An 11,715-nucleotide genomic window follows, 5' to 3' on the forward strand; every position below is an offset into this window, starting at 1 on the left:
ACCAATCTCCCAGATACATCTCAAAACACCCAGTCTCACGTCAGGCGAAGAACCTGAAGGGTGAGGGCGTCCGGGCAAAGCCCGGCAAAACAGTCAACCAGACTGTTTTAAGGCCGAACGGACAAAGCCTCTCCCCAAAACCAATGCACAAAAGGCCCGGCTCGTCCAGGCTATGCCCGGGCCGGCGATCTGAACCCGCATCAGGGGCCCGCAAGGAGCCAGCGCCGACGCCGCGGGACATAAACCAAAGCCTGTCCCCGCAACCAAAACCAACTCACAATCGCAGAACCAGCTTCTCACAAAACACCAAAACCCCGCCATAAACCGGGTTGCCCCCGTTTGATACGTCGCGCAAAAACAGGAGCGCCTGAAGTTCGCTACCCCCTTGTGCGGCAATATATTCGTCGGCTTATAAAGCTCCAGAAAGCATGAAACTTTCATTCAGCTCAACCTGAATAACTATTGCACCGGTTTGCTGCGGCGGTAATTTGTCATTGTCCATATGGGCAGCCAAAGGAATGTTCGGCAGATGAGCGACGAGACAATCGAGATGCATGGCGTGCGCGTTCTCCTGTTTGCCGGAGACGGTGAAAAACTTGCCGCGGCGCAGGATGCCAACCTGTTTCTCAGCGAGACCTGGGCGCGCGATGCTACGCTTGCCGTTATTCCGGTTTCCCGGCTCGGCGGTGATTTTTTCGACCTCAAGACCCGGATTGCCGGAGAAGTCATCCAGAAATTTGTCAACTATCAGGTTGGCCTGGCGATACTCGGAGATATCTCCGCATGGGCAGATACGAGCAAGCCATTGCGCGACTTTGTCTATGAGACGAATCGCGGGCGCAGCCTGTGGTTTATCCGCGATCTGGCCGAGCTCGATCAGCGGCTGGCCATTAAGGCAGCCGGCTAACGCGATTTTCCTGCGGGTGCTGTCGTGCCACGCGTCACCAGTTCGAACCCGACATTGACTGCCGCCGCCGGTGTATAGTCGGGGGCGGTGCTGCGATCGAGAACCTGCAGCAGCAGTTCTCCCGTTCTACGGCCGATCTGTTCGGCATCAATGCGAATCGTTGTGATCGCCGGAACACATTGCCGGGCAATATCGAAATCGCCAAAACCCATCAGCGAGAGATCGCCGGGCACTTTGATACCGCGCCGGTGACATTCCATCAGCGCGCCGACGGCGGAAATGTCGGAAACGGCAAAGACTGCCTGCACATCCGGCGCCCGTTCCAGCAATATGCCTAGGGTGAGGGCACCATGATCGTAGGAAACCGGCGCCAGCCCTTCGCGAATCACCAGTTCATCGCCGAGGCCAGCCTCGCGCAGCACCGAAGTAAAGCCGGCAAGCCGTGATTCGCCGCGCAAATCCTTCGCATCGCCGTCCATCCTGGATCCGAGTGCTCCGATTCGCCGGTGCCCCAATGCGAGGAGGTGCAGCGCTGCGGCGCGGCCCACTTCATAATTGGAAAAGCCGACCGCGTGGTCGATCGGATGTTGCGGTGTATCCCATATTTCAACGATCGGAATGCCCGCCCGCAGCATCATTTCGTTTGCCGCTTTGGTGTGGGTGGTCCCGGCAACCACGATCGCATCGGGCCGCCGGGCCAGCATGGCACGGATGATTCGCTCTTCTTCCTCCAGCCGGTACATGGTGTAGCCGATGAGGAGCTGATAATCGGCCGGGCGCATGGCCTCGGCAAGCCCCTGCGCGGTATCGGCGAAATTGGAGTTGGTGAGTGTCGGGAGAATCGCCGTGATGAAATTGGTGCGCCGGGAAGAAAGGCTGCCCGCCACCCGGTCCGGCACGTAGCTCAGCTGCTCGATGGCTTTCATCACGCGGTTTCGTGTTGATTCGGAAACCAGGTCCGGGTCCGCCAGCACCCGCGAGACAGTCATCTTCGACACGCCGGCGAGGCGGGAAACGTCGTGCATGGTGGCTTTGGGCGAAGATGGCGGCACGGTTCGGTCCTGTCTGCTCCGAATCAGTTACTTCGGGGCGATCCTGTTGTAAACCACGTGGTAGAAACGGCCGTCAAACATGCGCATCATTTCATCGGTGATGGCCCGGCCTTCGAGGCGCACCGGCGAGGCGAGAGCTTCCTTCACGGCCTCCATCGTGGGGTAGTCGATTTCCTGGACCATGGCGATATCAGGCGAATCAGGGTCCGAATCAACCATGCGCATGACGCGCACCGCCTGGGCATTCGGCATGCGCTTCCAGACGGGCAGCAATCGCTCCTCCACCATTCGAAAGAAGGCCTCTTCCTGGCCTTTGTGAATCGTTCCCTCAAAAATGGCCGACCGGGTGAACATGAATCCTCCTAGCGTCTTCAGCATGGCATTTTCGCCTTGCCACTTGTAATGATACCGATAACATGCTTGATTGGAAAAACAAGCAGCAAAATTGACAAGGCGTCAGGGAATGTTGCCGAATGGTTTGAACGGGCTACGGATTGATGCTTTTGAGCGGATTGCTGTCGAAGACACGCAGCGAGTATCGCGGGATCAACCGATTGAATGGGAATGTTATCGAGAACAATTGATACACACTGAGACTGGCGGGTGATGCTCGGGAGGCATTGCCGGAATCATGGACAAGACGACAAGTGGAGGAGACAAGAATGGGTATTTCAAAATCATTGCGCGTGATGATCGCGGCCGTCGGCCTTGCCGCTGCAGGGCTGTTTTCGGCAGTCGATGCCAATGCGGTCACGCTGAACGACATCACCTCGCGCGGCACCGTCCGAATCGGCGTGCTCACCGGCGCGCCGCCGATGGGCATGGTCGACGAGAAGGGCAATCCCACGGGTTATGACGTTGATGTCGCCAACCTGATCGCCGGTTATCTCGGCGTGAAGGCGGAACTTGTGCCGCTGACACCGCCATCGCGCATTCCGGCGCTGCAGACCGGCAAGGTCGATTTCCTCATTGCGACGCTCGCGCCGACGGGTGAGCGCGCCAAGACGGTCATGTTCACCCAGCCCTACAGCGCCTTCAACATGGTGATTGTTTCCGGCAAGGACCAGAAATTCGCCGCGCTCTCCGAACTCAGCGGCAAGCGTGTCGCGGTCAATCGCGGGTCGTCCCAGGAAGCCGCCTTGCGCAAAGTGGCCGTGCCGGGTCTTGAGCTTGTGGTCTATGAAGATGATTCGACGACAGCCCAGGCGCTGATCGCCGGACAGGTCGATGCGGTCGCGCTGCCGTCGACGGTGGCCGATGCGGTGTTGAAGCAGTTGCCCGATGCCGGTTTGCAGGTCGGTTTTACCTTCTTCCGCCAGGGGAACTCCATGGCAACGGCGCTGCAGGATTTCGAAATGCGCCAATGGCTCAACACGGCGATTTACCTGATGAAGAACTCCGGCGAGCTCGATGCCATTGCGGTCAAGTGGACCGGCCAGCCCATGCCGCAGCTGCCATCCTTCTGATCTGCCGCTCAATCGGTTCACCGGGCAAGACCTGCCCGGTGCCATTTTCCAATGGAGACCGGAGATGTCCTACACCTTCCAGTTTGGCGTCATCGCCCAATACCAGAACGAAATTCTGGCCGGCATATGGATGACGATCAAGCTTTCCGTGGCATCGATCATTCTTGGCTGTGCCGCCGGTATCGTGCTGGCGTCGGTCCGCTCGATGAAGCCTGGTATCGGCCGTATTCTCGTTGATGCCTATGTCGAGATCATCCGCAACACGCCGTTTCTCGTGCAGCTCTTCATTGTCTATTTCGGCCTGCCGGGGCTCGGATTGCGCGTCAGTGCGGTGACAGCAGCCCTGATCGGCATGACCATCAATCTCGCCGCCTATTCCACTGAGATCATCCGCGCCGGCATCGAATCCATTCACAAATCGCAGATCGAGGCGGGTGAGGCACTGGGTTTCACGCGGCTGCAGATTTACCGCCATGTCATCATCATGCCGGCCATTGCCAAGGTCTATCCGGCATTGTGCAGCCAGTTTGTCCTGATGATGCTGGCATCGTCGGTCTGTTCGGCCATCTCGACAAAGGAGCTCGCGGCATCGGCCGCCTTCATCGAATCGCAGAGTTTCCGCTCATTCGAAGTCTACATTGTCGTGACGCTCATCTATCTGGCACTGGCGCTCGCCTTGCGCGGCGTGCTGGCCATGATCGGACTGTGGCTGTTCGGCCGCCGCGTGGCGCGGCGAACCGCGATCGCTCTTCCGGAGGTGCAGGCATGATTCTCCGGACCTTCGGCTTCAGCGAATTCGGCTTTCTCGTCTCGGCGCTCCTGTGGACTGTTGTGCTGACCATCATTGCGCTCAGCGGCGGCGGCATTGTCGGCTTCGTCATCGCGCTCGCCCGCACATCCACGCACAAGTGGCTGAGGATAGTGGCCGCAACCTATATCCAGATCATCCAGGGCATTCCTGTGCTGATGATCCTGTTCCTGTCCTATTACGGACTAAGCCTCGCCGGGCTGCAACTGCCGCCTCTCGTGGCGGCGGGCGCTTCGATGACGATCTATGCATCGGGCTATCTCGCCGAGATCTGGCGCGGCTGCATCCAGTCCGTACCCAAGCAGCAATGGGAGGCGTCCGAATCGCTCGCCATGACGCGCGTGCAGCAATACCGCTATGTAATCCTGCCGCAGGCGCTGCGCATCTCGTTGCCGTCAACCGTCGGCTTTGCGGTGCAGGTGGTCAAGAACACGTCGATCACCTCGATCATCGGTTTTGTCGAACTCGCCCGTGCGGGCCAACTCATCAACAATGCGACGTTCCAGCCCTTCCGCGTGTTTCTTGCGGTCGCGGCGCTCTACTTCGTCGTCTGTTATCCGCTGTCCCAGCTGTCGCGTTGGCTGGAAAGGAGACTCCATGCCAGAAGTCATCGTTGAAAATGTCCATAAAAGCTTCGGCTCGGTCGAAGTTCTCAAAGGTGTCTCGCTGACGGTCGAGCGCGGCGAGGTGATCGCGCTGATCGGCCGGTCAGGCTCTGGCAAGAGCACCTTGCTGCGTTGCATCAACGGCCTGGAAAAGATCAATTCCGGCCGCATCGAGATTGCCGGCCATACGGTGAGCAACGATCCCCGTCAGCTGCGGGAACTGCGCCGGGATGTCGGCATCGTCTTCCAGAGCTACAATCTTTTCCCTCATTTAAGTGTCGGCGAAAACATCATGCTGGCGCCGAAGATCGTCAAGAACGTTGCCAGGGCGCAGAGCCGTGAGACAGCGGAAAAAGTGCTGAAGCTGGTCGGACTGTCCGAGAAATTTGATGCCTATCCGGATGAGCTGTCCGGCGGCCAGCAGCAGCGTGTTGCCATTGCCCGCTCCCTCGCCATGCAGCCGAAAGTGATGCTGTTCGATGAAGTCACGTCTGCGCTCGATCCGGAGCTGACCGAGGAGGTGCTCAACGTCATGGAACAGCTGGCGCGTGACGGGATGACGATGATCCTGGTGACACATGAAATGGCTTTTGCCCGCCGGGTCGCGACAAAAACCATTTTCATGCATCAGGGCAAGATCTGGGAAGAGGGGGTATCGAAGGCGCTCTTCAGCGATCCCAGGACGCCGGAGCTGCGCCAGTTCGTCAAAGCCGATGTCAAGTAAATCCATCCATTAGGGAATTCCATGATCATGCCGATCGATATTCTGCAGCTATGCCCGCTGATGCCCGCACTCGAAGCGGATCTTGCCAGGCACTATACCGTGCACCGTTGGTTCGAGATGACGGACCAGCCGGGCTTCCTGAAATCCCATGCGGATAAAATCCGCGGTGTGGTGACGGGCGGCCATATCGGCATTCCGACCGAGCTTGCGGCTCAATTGCCCAAGCTGGAAATCGTTTCGATCAATGGTGTCGGTTACGACAAGATCGACCTGAACGCGGCGCGCCAGCGCGGTTATCGCGTTGCCAATACACCGGATGTTCTGACCGCCGATGTGGCCGACCTTGCGCTTGGGCTGATCATCAATCTGGCGCGGCAGCTCATTCTGGCCGACAATCATGTTCGTGCAGGCAACTGGCCGAAGGGCGAGCTTGGGCTCGGGCACCGGGTAACCGGACGGCGCTACGGTATTTTCGGACTGGGCCGCATCGGCCAGGCCATCGCCAAGCGCCTTGTCGCCTTTGACGGGCAGATTTCCTATTCGGGGCGCCGCAAGCTGGATGTTCCCTATACATTTTACCCGACACTCGCGGAGCTTGCGGCCAATTGCGATGTGCTGATCATTGCGGCGGCGGCCTCTGCAGAAACAAAACATGTTGTTGATGCGGATGTGCTGAAAGCACTTGGCTCCGATGGCAGCCTGATCAATATCGCCCGCGGTTCGCTTGTCGACGAAACCGCTCTCGTTGCAGCCTTGCAGCATGGCACCATTGCGGGAGCCGGGCTTGATGTGTTCGCGGACGAGCCGCGTGTGCCGGAGGCGCTGTTCGGCATGAAGAATGTCGTGCTTTCGCCGCACGTGGCCAGCGCCACCCACGAAACACGCCGGGCCATGGCAGACCTTGTGCTTGCCAATCTGGAAGCGCAATTTGCCGGCAAGCCGCTGCCGGCGGCAGTTGTTTGACAGATATCGCGATAGACAGGGGAAGAGCCGCCATGGCCGATGTACCGACGATTGCCGTTATTGGCGCCGGGCTCATGGGCGCCGCGATTGCGACGCGGCTTATCGAGACCGGCCATCCGGTCACGGTGTTTGACGTCGATGCGCAGAAGGTGACGGCACTTGTGGCCAAAGGCGCAGTGGCGGCACTTTCGGTTGCCGCGGCCACGGCGCAAAGCCGGTTCGTCATTCTGAGCCTCAACCATGCCGATATTGTCCGGACGGTCGTGTTCGGTGCGGATGGCGTGGCTGCGGCTGCCGGAGCGGGCAGGCTGCTGATCGATATGTCGTCGATTGATCCGAAGGAAACCGCCGATATGGCGGCAAAGCTGGCGGAATCAACGGGGATGAAATGGCTGGACTGCCCGCTGTCGGGTGGTGTTCCCGGTGCGCTTTCGGGACGGTTGACCGTGATGGCTGGCGGCGATGCCGCCGACTTCGAGCGCGGCCGGACGGTCATGCGGAACCTCTGCGCCAATTATACGCTGATGGGGCCGAGCGGGGCGGGGCAGACGACGAAGCTGATCAACCAGCTGTTTTGTGCCGTGGCGTTTCAGGCGATTGCCGAGGCGGTGAAGCTGGCGGAAGCGGGCGGCGTTGATCCGGCGCTGATACCGCAGGCTCTGGCGGGCGGGCGCGCCGACAGCCGCATCATGCAGGAGTTCATGGTGAAGTTCGCCGCGCGTGATTACACGCCGACCGGGCGCATCGACAACATGCTGAAGGATCTCGATTCGCTGCAGGCCTTTGCGCTGAAGACGAAGACGCCGTTGCCGATGACCGGTCAGGTCGTTGAAATTCACCGGCTGCTGTGCGCCGCCGGTCTGGGCGCGCGCGATTCCGCCGAGATGATGCGGCTGCTCGACGGTTTCTCCGATTAATCCCGGAATGTCTGGGCTCTCAGCCATTCGACACTGGCCTCGACGATCTGCGTGATCGGATGCGCGACATCCTGTGTGAACACGAGTGGTTCACCCGTTGGCGATTCCAGCGTCGCCAGCTGGCTGTCGAGCATGGACAGAGGCATGAAATGCCCGGTGCGCTTGCCCATGTGATCGCGCAAGACCGCCAGGCTGCCATCGAGAAAAACAAAGGCGAGGGTCCCGCCCGCTTCCTGCCGCAGCCGGTCGCGATACATCTTCTTCAGTGCGGAGCAGGACACCACGACGCCATTTTCCGCCTTGGCGAGTTCTGCGCCGATCTTGTCGAGCCAAGGCCAGCGGTCCTCGTCGGTCAGCGGAATACCCGCCGACATTTTCCGCACATTGCTTTCCGGATGCATCACGTCGCCTTCGATGAACGGCAGGGACAGTGCCGCCGCGATTCCTTCCCCGACCGATGATTTGCCGGAACCGCTTACGCCCATGACGATCAGTCTGATCATAGGGAAGCCGTGATGCCGCCATCGACATGGATGACCTGACCGTTGACGAAGGATGACGCGTCGCTGGCAAGAAACACCGCCGCACCGACCAGTTCCTCGACATTGCCCCATCGTCCCGCCGGGGTGCGCTTTTCCAGCCAGCCGGAGAATTCCGGATTGTCGATCAGCGCCTGATTGAGCGGTGTCTTGAAATAGCCGGGTGCAATGGCGTTGACCTGCAGGCCGTATTTGGCCCAGTCCGTGCACATGCCGCGCGTCAGATTGCGGACGGCGCCCTTGGTCGCGGTGTATGGCGCGATGGAGGGCCGCGCCAGTTCGCTCTGCACGGAGGCGATATTGATGATTTTTCCGCGCCCGCGCTTGATCATATGTTTTGCCACGCTTTGTCCGGCATAAAAGACACTGGAAATATTGGTCTGCAGCAGCAACTGCCACTTGTCTTCGGGAAAGTCCTCAAGCGGTGTGCGGAACTGCATTCCGGCATTGTTGAACAGAATATCAATCGCGCCAATATTTGTCTCGATCGTGTCGATGCCATGTTTAACGCTGTCCAGGCTGGTCACGTCGAACGCGGCCGCATGGGCTTTATGGCCCGCTGCCTTCAGTTCGGCAACGGCGGCATCGACCTTGGCGGCATCGCGGCCGTTGATGATGATTTCCGCCCCGTGTTCAGCCAGTCCCTTGGCCAGGGCAAAGCCGATTCCCTGGCTTGATCCCGTAACGAGGGCGCGTTTTCCCTCCAGGCTGAACAATGGATAGGCCATTCTTTGTTTCCTCCGGTTCTGCGGAATTCCGATTGCGGGATGTCATTGCTTCCTTCTCCGCTTGACATAAATGTTATCGATAACATATGCAAGTATTCCGGTGTTGTGGCGCTGAAAATGATCCCGGCCGTTGCGGCTGCAGGCATGATGCGCGAGGGGAGGAATGCATGAAGGCTGTTGTCATCCACGCGGCAAAGGACCTGCGCATCGAAGAGCGCGATCCGGGTGTTCCCGAAGCCGGGCAGGTGGATATTGCCATCGAGGCCGGCGGCATATGCGGTTCGGACCTGCACTATTACAATCATGGCGGGTTCGGCACGATCCGGCTGCGTGAACCGATGATCCTTGGCCACGAGATTGCCGGAACCATCAGGGCATTGGGGGCGGGGGTCAGCGGTCTTGCCGTCGGCGACCGTGTGGCGGTATCGCCCAGCCGTCCCTGCAACCAGTGCGATTATTGCCTGCAAGGGCTGCAGAATCATTGTCTCAACATGCGTTTCTACGGCAGCGCCATGCCCATGCCGCATATCCAGGGTGCATTCCGCCAGCGGCTGATCGCCGAGGTCTGGCAATGCCACCGGGTTGCGGATGGCGTTTCCGTCAATGAAGCGGCCTTTGCCGAACCCTTTGCCGTGACGCTGCATGCGGTCAAGCGCGCCGGTTCATTGCTTGGCAAGCGTGTCCTTATTACCGGCTGCGGTCCCATCGGGGCGCTGACCATCCTGGCGGCACGCGCGCATGGTGCCCGGGAAATTGTTGCAACCGATGTCATGGATGCGGTGCTGGTCAAGGCCCGCGAGATCGGGGCGGACCGGACCATCAATGTCGCCGACCATCCGGAGCAACTGGCAGCCTATTCCGCCAACAAGGGCTCGTTCGATGTGATGTTCGAGGCATCCGGCAACGAACGGGCGCTGCGCGCCGGGCTCGACGTCCTGCGTCCGCGCGGCATTCTCATGCAGCTCGGCCTTGGTGGGGACATCGCCATTCCGCAGAACCTGATCGTCTCCAAGGAAATCGATCTGCGCGGCTCCTTCCGCTTCCATGAGGAATTCGGCCTGGCCGTTGACCTCATTGGCCGGAAGGTGGTGGATGTGAAGCCGTTGCTCACCGGCATCTTCACTCTCGATGAGGCAGTGCAGGCCTTTGAGGCCGCGGGGGATCGCAGCCGTTCGATGAAAGTGCAACTCGCCTTTGCCTGACATTCGCATCGGCAATGCGGCAAATGTCCATTGAAACCGCCTTCCCCTATGTTAAGGTCCGGCGCCACTTTCCCTTTGACAGAGCGTTGATGCTTCCGGGCGTATCGCCGAGGGTTTGTCCGGCGTGAGCATTTCGGGAGAAGGCCGGTCGACGGCCATAGTGTGGCGGCCCTTGGTGCCGTCATCAGGAAGGACAGAATATATCATGACAGTGCACCAGAACCTGATCGACGGCGCGTGGATCGGCGGCGATGCGATCGCCAACATCAACCCCTCCAACACCAATGATGTTGTTGGCGAATATGCGCGGGCGACAGCCGAAGACACGTTGAACGCCATTGCCGCAGCAAAGGCAGCATTCCCGGCCTGGTCGCGCTCCGGCATTCTCGAGCGTCACGCCATCCTGCGCAAGACCGCCGATGAGATCACGGCCCGCAAGGACGAGATCGGCCGGCTGTTGTCACGCGAGGAAGGCAAGACCCTGGCCGAAGGCATCGGCGAGACGGTGCGCGCCGCCCAGATCTTTGATTTCTTCGCCGGTGAAGTCCTGCGCCTGGCCGGCGAGGTTCTCCCCAGTGCCCGCCCGAACATCGGTGTTGAAATCACGCGGGAAGCCGTGGGCGTGGTCGGCATCATCACACCGTGGAATTTCCCCATCGCCATTCCGGCCTGGAAGATTGCGCCGGCACTCGCCTATGGCAATACGGTGGTCTTCAAGCCTGCGGATCTGGTTCCCGGCTGTTCCTGGGCGATTGTCGATATATTGCATCGCGCCGGCCTGCCGAAGGGCGTGCTCAACCTCGTCATGGGCAAGGGCTCGGTTGTCGGCCAGACCATTCTGGACAGTGCCGATGTCAATGCGATCACTTTCACCGGTTCGGTAGGGACGGGCAAGCGCGTTGCTGCTGCCTCCATCGAACATATGCGCAAGTTCCAGCTGGAGATGGGCGGCAAGAACCCGTTTGTCGTGCTTGATGATGCTGATCTGACCGTGGCTGTGGAAGCCGCCGTCAACAGCGCCTTCTTTTCGACTGGCCAGCGCTGCACCGCGTCCTCGCGCATCATTGTCACCGAGGGCATCCACGACCGGTTCGTCGCGGCGGCGACCGAGCGGCTGAAGAGTGTCGTTGTCGATGACGCCTTGAAAGCCGGAACCCATATCGGTCCGGTGGTCGATCAGAGCCAGCTGAAGCAGGACGAGGATTATATCGCCATCGGCAAGACCGAGGGTGCCAGGCTGGCCTTCGGCGGCGAGCGGCTGACCCGGGATAATCCCGGTTTCTACCTGCAGCCGGCATTGTTCACCGAGGCGACCAACCAGATGCGGATTTCCCGCGAGGAAATCTTTGGCCCGGTCGCCAGCGTGATCCGGGTGAAGGATTACGAGGAAGCGCTGCATACGGCAAATGATACGCCGTTCGGCCTGTCCTCGGGTATTGCCACGACGAGCCTCAAACACGCCACGCATTTCAAGCGCAATGCTGAAGCTGGCATGGTCATGGTCAACCTGCCGACGGCGGGCGTGGATTTCCACGTGCCGTTCGGCGGGCGCAAGGGCTCAAGCTATGGCCCGCGCGAGCAGGGCAAATATGCCGCTGAATTCTATACGACCGTGAAGACGGCCTATACGCTGGCCTGACGCGGACTTTCTCTGTTTTTATGACAGACCGGTTTTTGACGGGCGGTGCGGTTGCACCGCCCGTATTCATTGGGTTCTTTGTCTGGCGGTTGTTGGGTTATCCCCAGGGGTTGTTTGGTTTGCTTGAGAAAGTTTTGATTTGAGCGTTTTTTTTGGAAAGGCGTG

General features: G+C 59.7%; 13 protein-coding genes. 9 read left to right on the plus strand and 4 right to left on the minus strand.

Translation table 11 applies throughout. From position 1 onward, the window contains the following. The first annotated feature begins 529 nt into the window (after positions 1-529). A complete protein-coding gene (locus ACTJJ7_RS27765; RefSeq protein WP_440969472.1) occupies positions 530-907 on the plus strand; it encodes a DUF4180 domain-containing protein in 378 nt (125 codons plus the stop codon). Here ACTJJ7_RS27765 and ACTJJ7_RS27770 read toward each other — a convergent pair. Further along, complete coding sequence (locus ACTJJ7_RS27770) at positions 904-1,932, minus strand: LacI family DNA-binding transcriptional regulator (protein WP_440969480.1); 1,029 nt, start codon at positions 1,930-1,932, stop codon at positions 904-906. The genes ACTJJ7_RS27765 and ACTJJ7_RS27770 overlap by 4 nt on opposite strands. A gap of 54 nt (positions 1,933-1,986) precedes the next feature. Continuing rightward, the gene (locus ACTJJ7_RS27775; RefSeq protein ID WP_440969473.1) at positions 1,987-2,313 is read right to left on the minus strand and encodes a hypothetical protein; all 327 of its coding nucleotides are present in this window, start codon (positions 2,311-2,313) and stop codon (positions 1,987-1,989) included. A gap of 308 nt (positions 2,314-2,621) precedes the next feature. On the opposite strand from ACTJJ7_RS27775, the gene ACTJJ7_RS27780 reads away from it, so the two are divergent. The 6 genes from ACTJJ7_RS27780 (at position 2,622) to ACTJJ7_RS27805 (ending at position 7,442) form a co-directional block, all read left to right on the plus strand. Next, positions 2,622-3,425 (plus strand): transporter substrate-binding domain-containing protein, encoded by an 804-nt coding sequence (locus tag ACTJJ7_RS27780; RefSeq protein ID WP_105738298.1) that lies wholly within the window; start codon positions 2,622-2,624, stop codon positions 3,423-3,425. 64 nt (positions 3,426-3,489) lie between these two features. Continuing rightward, entirely contained in the window at positions 3,490-4,194 is a 705-nt protein-coding gene (locus ACTJJ7_RS27785; RefSeq protein ID WP_105738299.1) for an amino acid ABC transporter permease, read from the plus strand. After that, a complete protein-coding gene (locus ACTJJ7_RS27790; protein WP_105738300.1) occupies positions 4,191-4,850 on the plus strand; it encodes an amino acid ABC transporter permease in 660 nt (219 codons plus the stop codon). The genes ACTJJ7_RS27785 and ACTJJ7_RS27790 overlap by 4 nt, the downstream gene beginning before the upstream one ends. Then, a complete protein-coding gene (locus ACTJJ7_RS27795; RefSeq protein WP_440969474.1) occupies positions 4,831-5,562 on the plus strand; it encodes an amino acid ABC transporter ATP-binding protein in 732 nt (243 codons plus the stop codon). The genes ACTJJ7_RS27790 and ACTJJ7_RS27795 overlap by 20 nt, the downstream gene beginning before the upstream one ends. A 27-nt stretch (positions 5,563-5,589) precedes the next feature. After that, a complete protein-coding gene (locus ACTJJ7_RS27800) occupies positions 5,590-6,525 on the plus strand; it encodes a 2-hydroxyacid dehydrogenase (protein ID WP_440969475.1) in 936 nt (311 codons plus the stop codon). Positions 6,526-6,557: 32 nt separating this feature from the next. Beyond that, positions 6,558-7,442, plus strand: a complete 885-nt coding sequence (locus tag ACTJJ7_RS27805; protein ID WP_440969476.1) for an NAD(P)-dependent oxidoreductase — start codon at positions 6,558-6,560, stop codon at positions 7,440-7,442. Here the strand turns inward: ACTJJ7_RS27805 and ACTJJ7_RS27810 are convergent. Together ACTJJ7_RS27810 and ACTJJ7_RS27815 are read right to left on the minus strand one after the other, a co-directional pair. After that, entirely contained in the window at positions 7,439-7,945 is a 507-nt protein-coding gene (locus ACTJJ7_RS27810; protein ID WP_440969477.1) for a gluconokinase, read from the minus strand. The two genes, ACTJJ7_RS27805 and ACTJJ7_RS27810, sit on opposite strands and share 4 nt — an antisense overlap. After that, positions 7,942-8,709 carry an SDR family oxidoreductase gene (locus tag ACTJJ7_RS27815; protein WP_440969478.1) on the minus strand — a complete coding sequence of 256 codons (768 nt, stop codon included), beginning with the start codon at positions 8,707-8,709 and terminating at the stop codon, positions 7,942-7,944. Before ACTJJ7_RS27815 ends, ACTJJ7_RS27810 begins: the two co-directional genes overlap by 4 nt. Before the next feature lie 167 nt (positions 8,710-8,876). On the opposite strand from ACTJJ7_RS27815, the gene ACTJJ7_RS27820 reads away from it, so the two are divergent. Both ACTJJ7_RS27820 and ACTJJ7_RS27825 read left to right on the plus strand, forming a co-directional pair. Further along, a complete protein-coding gene (locus ACTJJ7_RS27820; RefSeq protein WP_440969479.1) occupies positions 8,877-9,911 on the plus strand; it encodes an L-idonate 5-dehydrogenase in 1,035 nt (344 codons plus the stop codon). Between the two features lie 205 nt (positions 9,912-10,116). After that, a complete protein-coding gene (locus tag ACTJJ7_RS27825; protein WP_130273182.1) occupies positions 10,117-11,550 on the plus strand; it encodes an aldehyde dehydrogenase family protein in 1,434 nt (477 codons plus the stop codon). The last annotated feature ends 165 nt before the right edge of the window (positions 11,551-11,715 follow it).

This window comes from Phyllobacterium sp. 22229, assembly GCF_052056495.1.
GTDB classification, from domain to species: Bacteria; Pseudomonadota; Alphaproteobacteria; order Rhizobiales; family Rhizobiaceae; genus Phyllobacterium; species Phyllobacterium myrsinacearum.

Excerpts from the sequence above, each read along its gene's own strand:
- ACTJJ7_RS27765 (WP_440969472.1), top strand. The coding sequence starts at position 530 with ATGAGCGACGAGACAATCGAGATGCATGGCGTGCGCGTTCTCCTGTTT.
- ACTJJ7_RS27770 (WP_440969480.1), bottom strand. The coding sequence starts at position 1,932 with ATGCACGACGTTTCCCGCCTCGCCGGCGTGTCGAAGATGACTGTCTCG.
- ACTJJ7_RS27775 (WP_440969473.1), bottom strand. The coding sequence starts at position 2,313 with ATGTTCACCCGGTCGGCCATTTTTGAGGGAACGATTCACAAAGGCCAG.
- ACTJJ7_RS27780 (WP_105738298.1), top strand. The coding sequence starts at position 2,622 with ATGGGTATTTCAAAATCATTGCGCGTGATGATCGCGGCCGTCGGCCTT.
- ACTJJ7_RS27785 (WP_105738299.1), top strand. The coding sequence starts at position 3,490 with ATGTCCTACACCTTCCAGTTTGGCGTCATCGCCCAATACCAGAACGAA.
- ACTJJ7_RS27790 (WP_105738300.1), top strand. The coding sequence starts at position 4,191 with ATGATTCTCCGGACCTTCGGCTTCAGCGAATTCGGCTTTCTCGTCTCG.
- ACTJJ7_RS27795 (WP_440969474.1), top strand. The coding sequence starts at position 4,831 with ATGCCAGAAGTCATCGTTGAAAATGTCCATAAAAGCTTCGGCTCGGTC.
- ACTJJ7_RS27800 (WP_440969475.1), top strand. The coding sequence starts at position 5,590 with ATGCCGATCGATATTCTGCAGCTATGCCCGCTGATGCCCGCACTCGAA.
- ACTJJ7_RS27805 (WP_440969476.1), top strand. The coding sequence starts at position 6,558 with ATGGCCGATGTACCGACGATTGCCGTTATTGGCGCCGGGCTCATGGGC.
- ACTJJ7_RS27810 (WP_440969477.1), bottom strand. The coding sequence starts at position 7,945 with ATGATCAGACTGATCGTCATGGGCGTAAGCGGTTCCGGCAAATCATCG.
- ACTJJ7_RS27815 (WP_440969478.1), bottom strand. The coding sequence starts at position 8,709 with ATGGCCTATCCATTGTTCAGCCTGGAGGGAAAACGCGCCCTCGTTACG.
- ACTJJ7_RS27820 (WP_440969479.1), top strand. The coding sequence starts at position 8,877 with ATGAAGGCTGTTGTCATCCACGCGGCAAAGGACCTGCGCATCGAAGAG.
- ACTJJ7_RS27825 (WP_130273182.1), top strand. The coding sequence starts at position 10,117 with ATGACAGTGCACCAGAACCTGATCGACGGCGCGTGGATCGGCGGCGAT.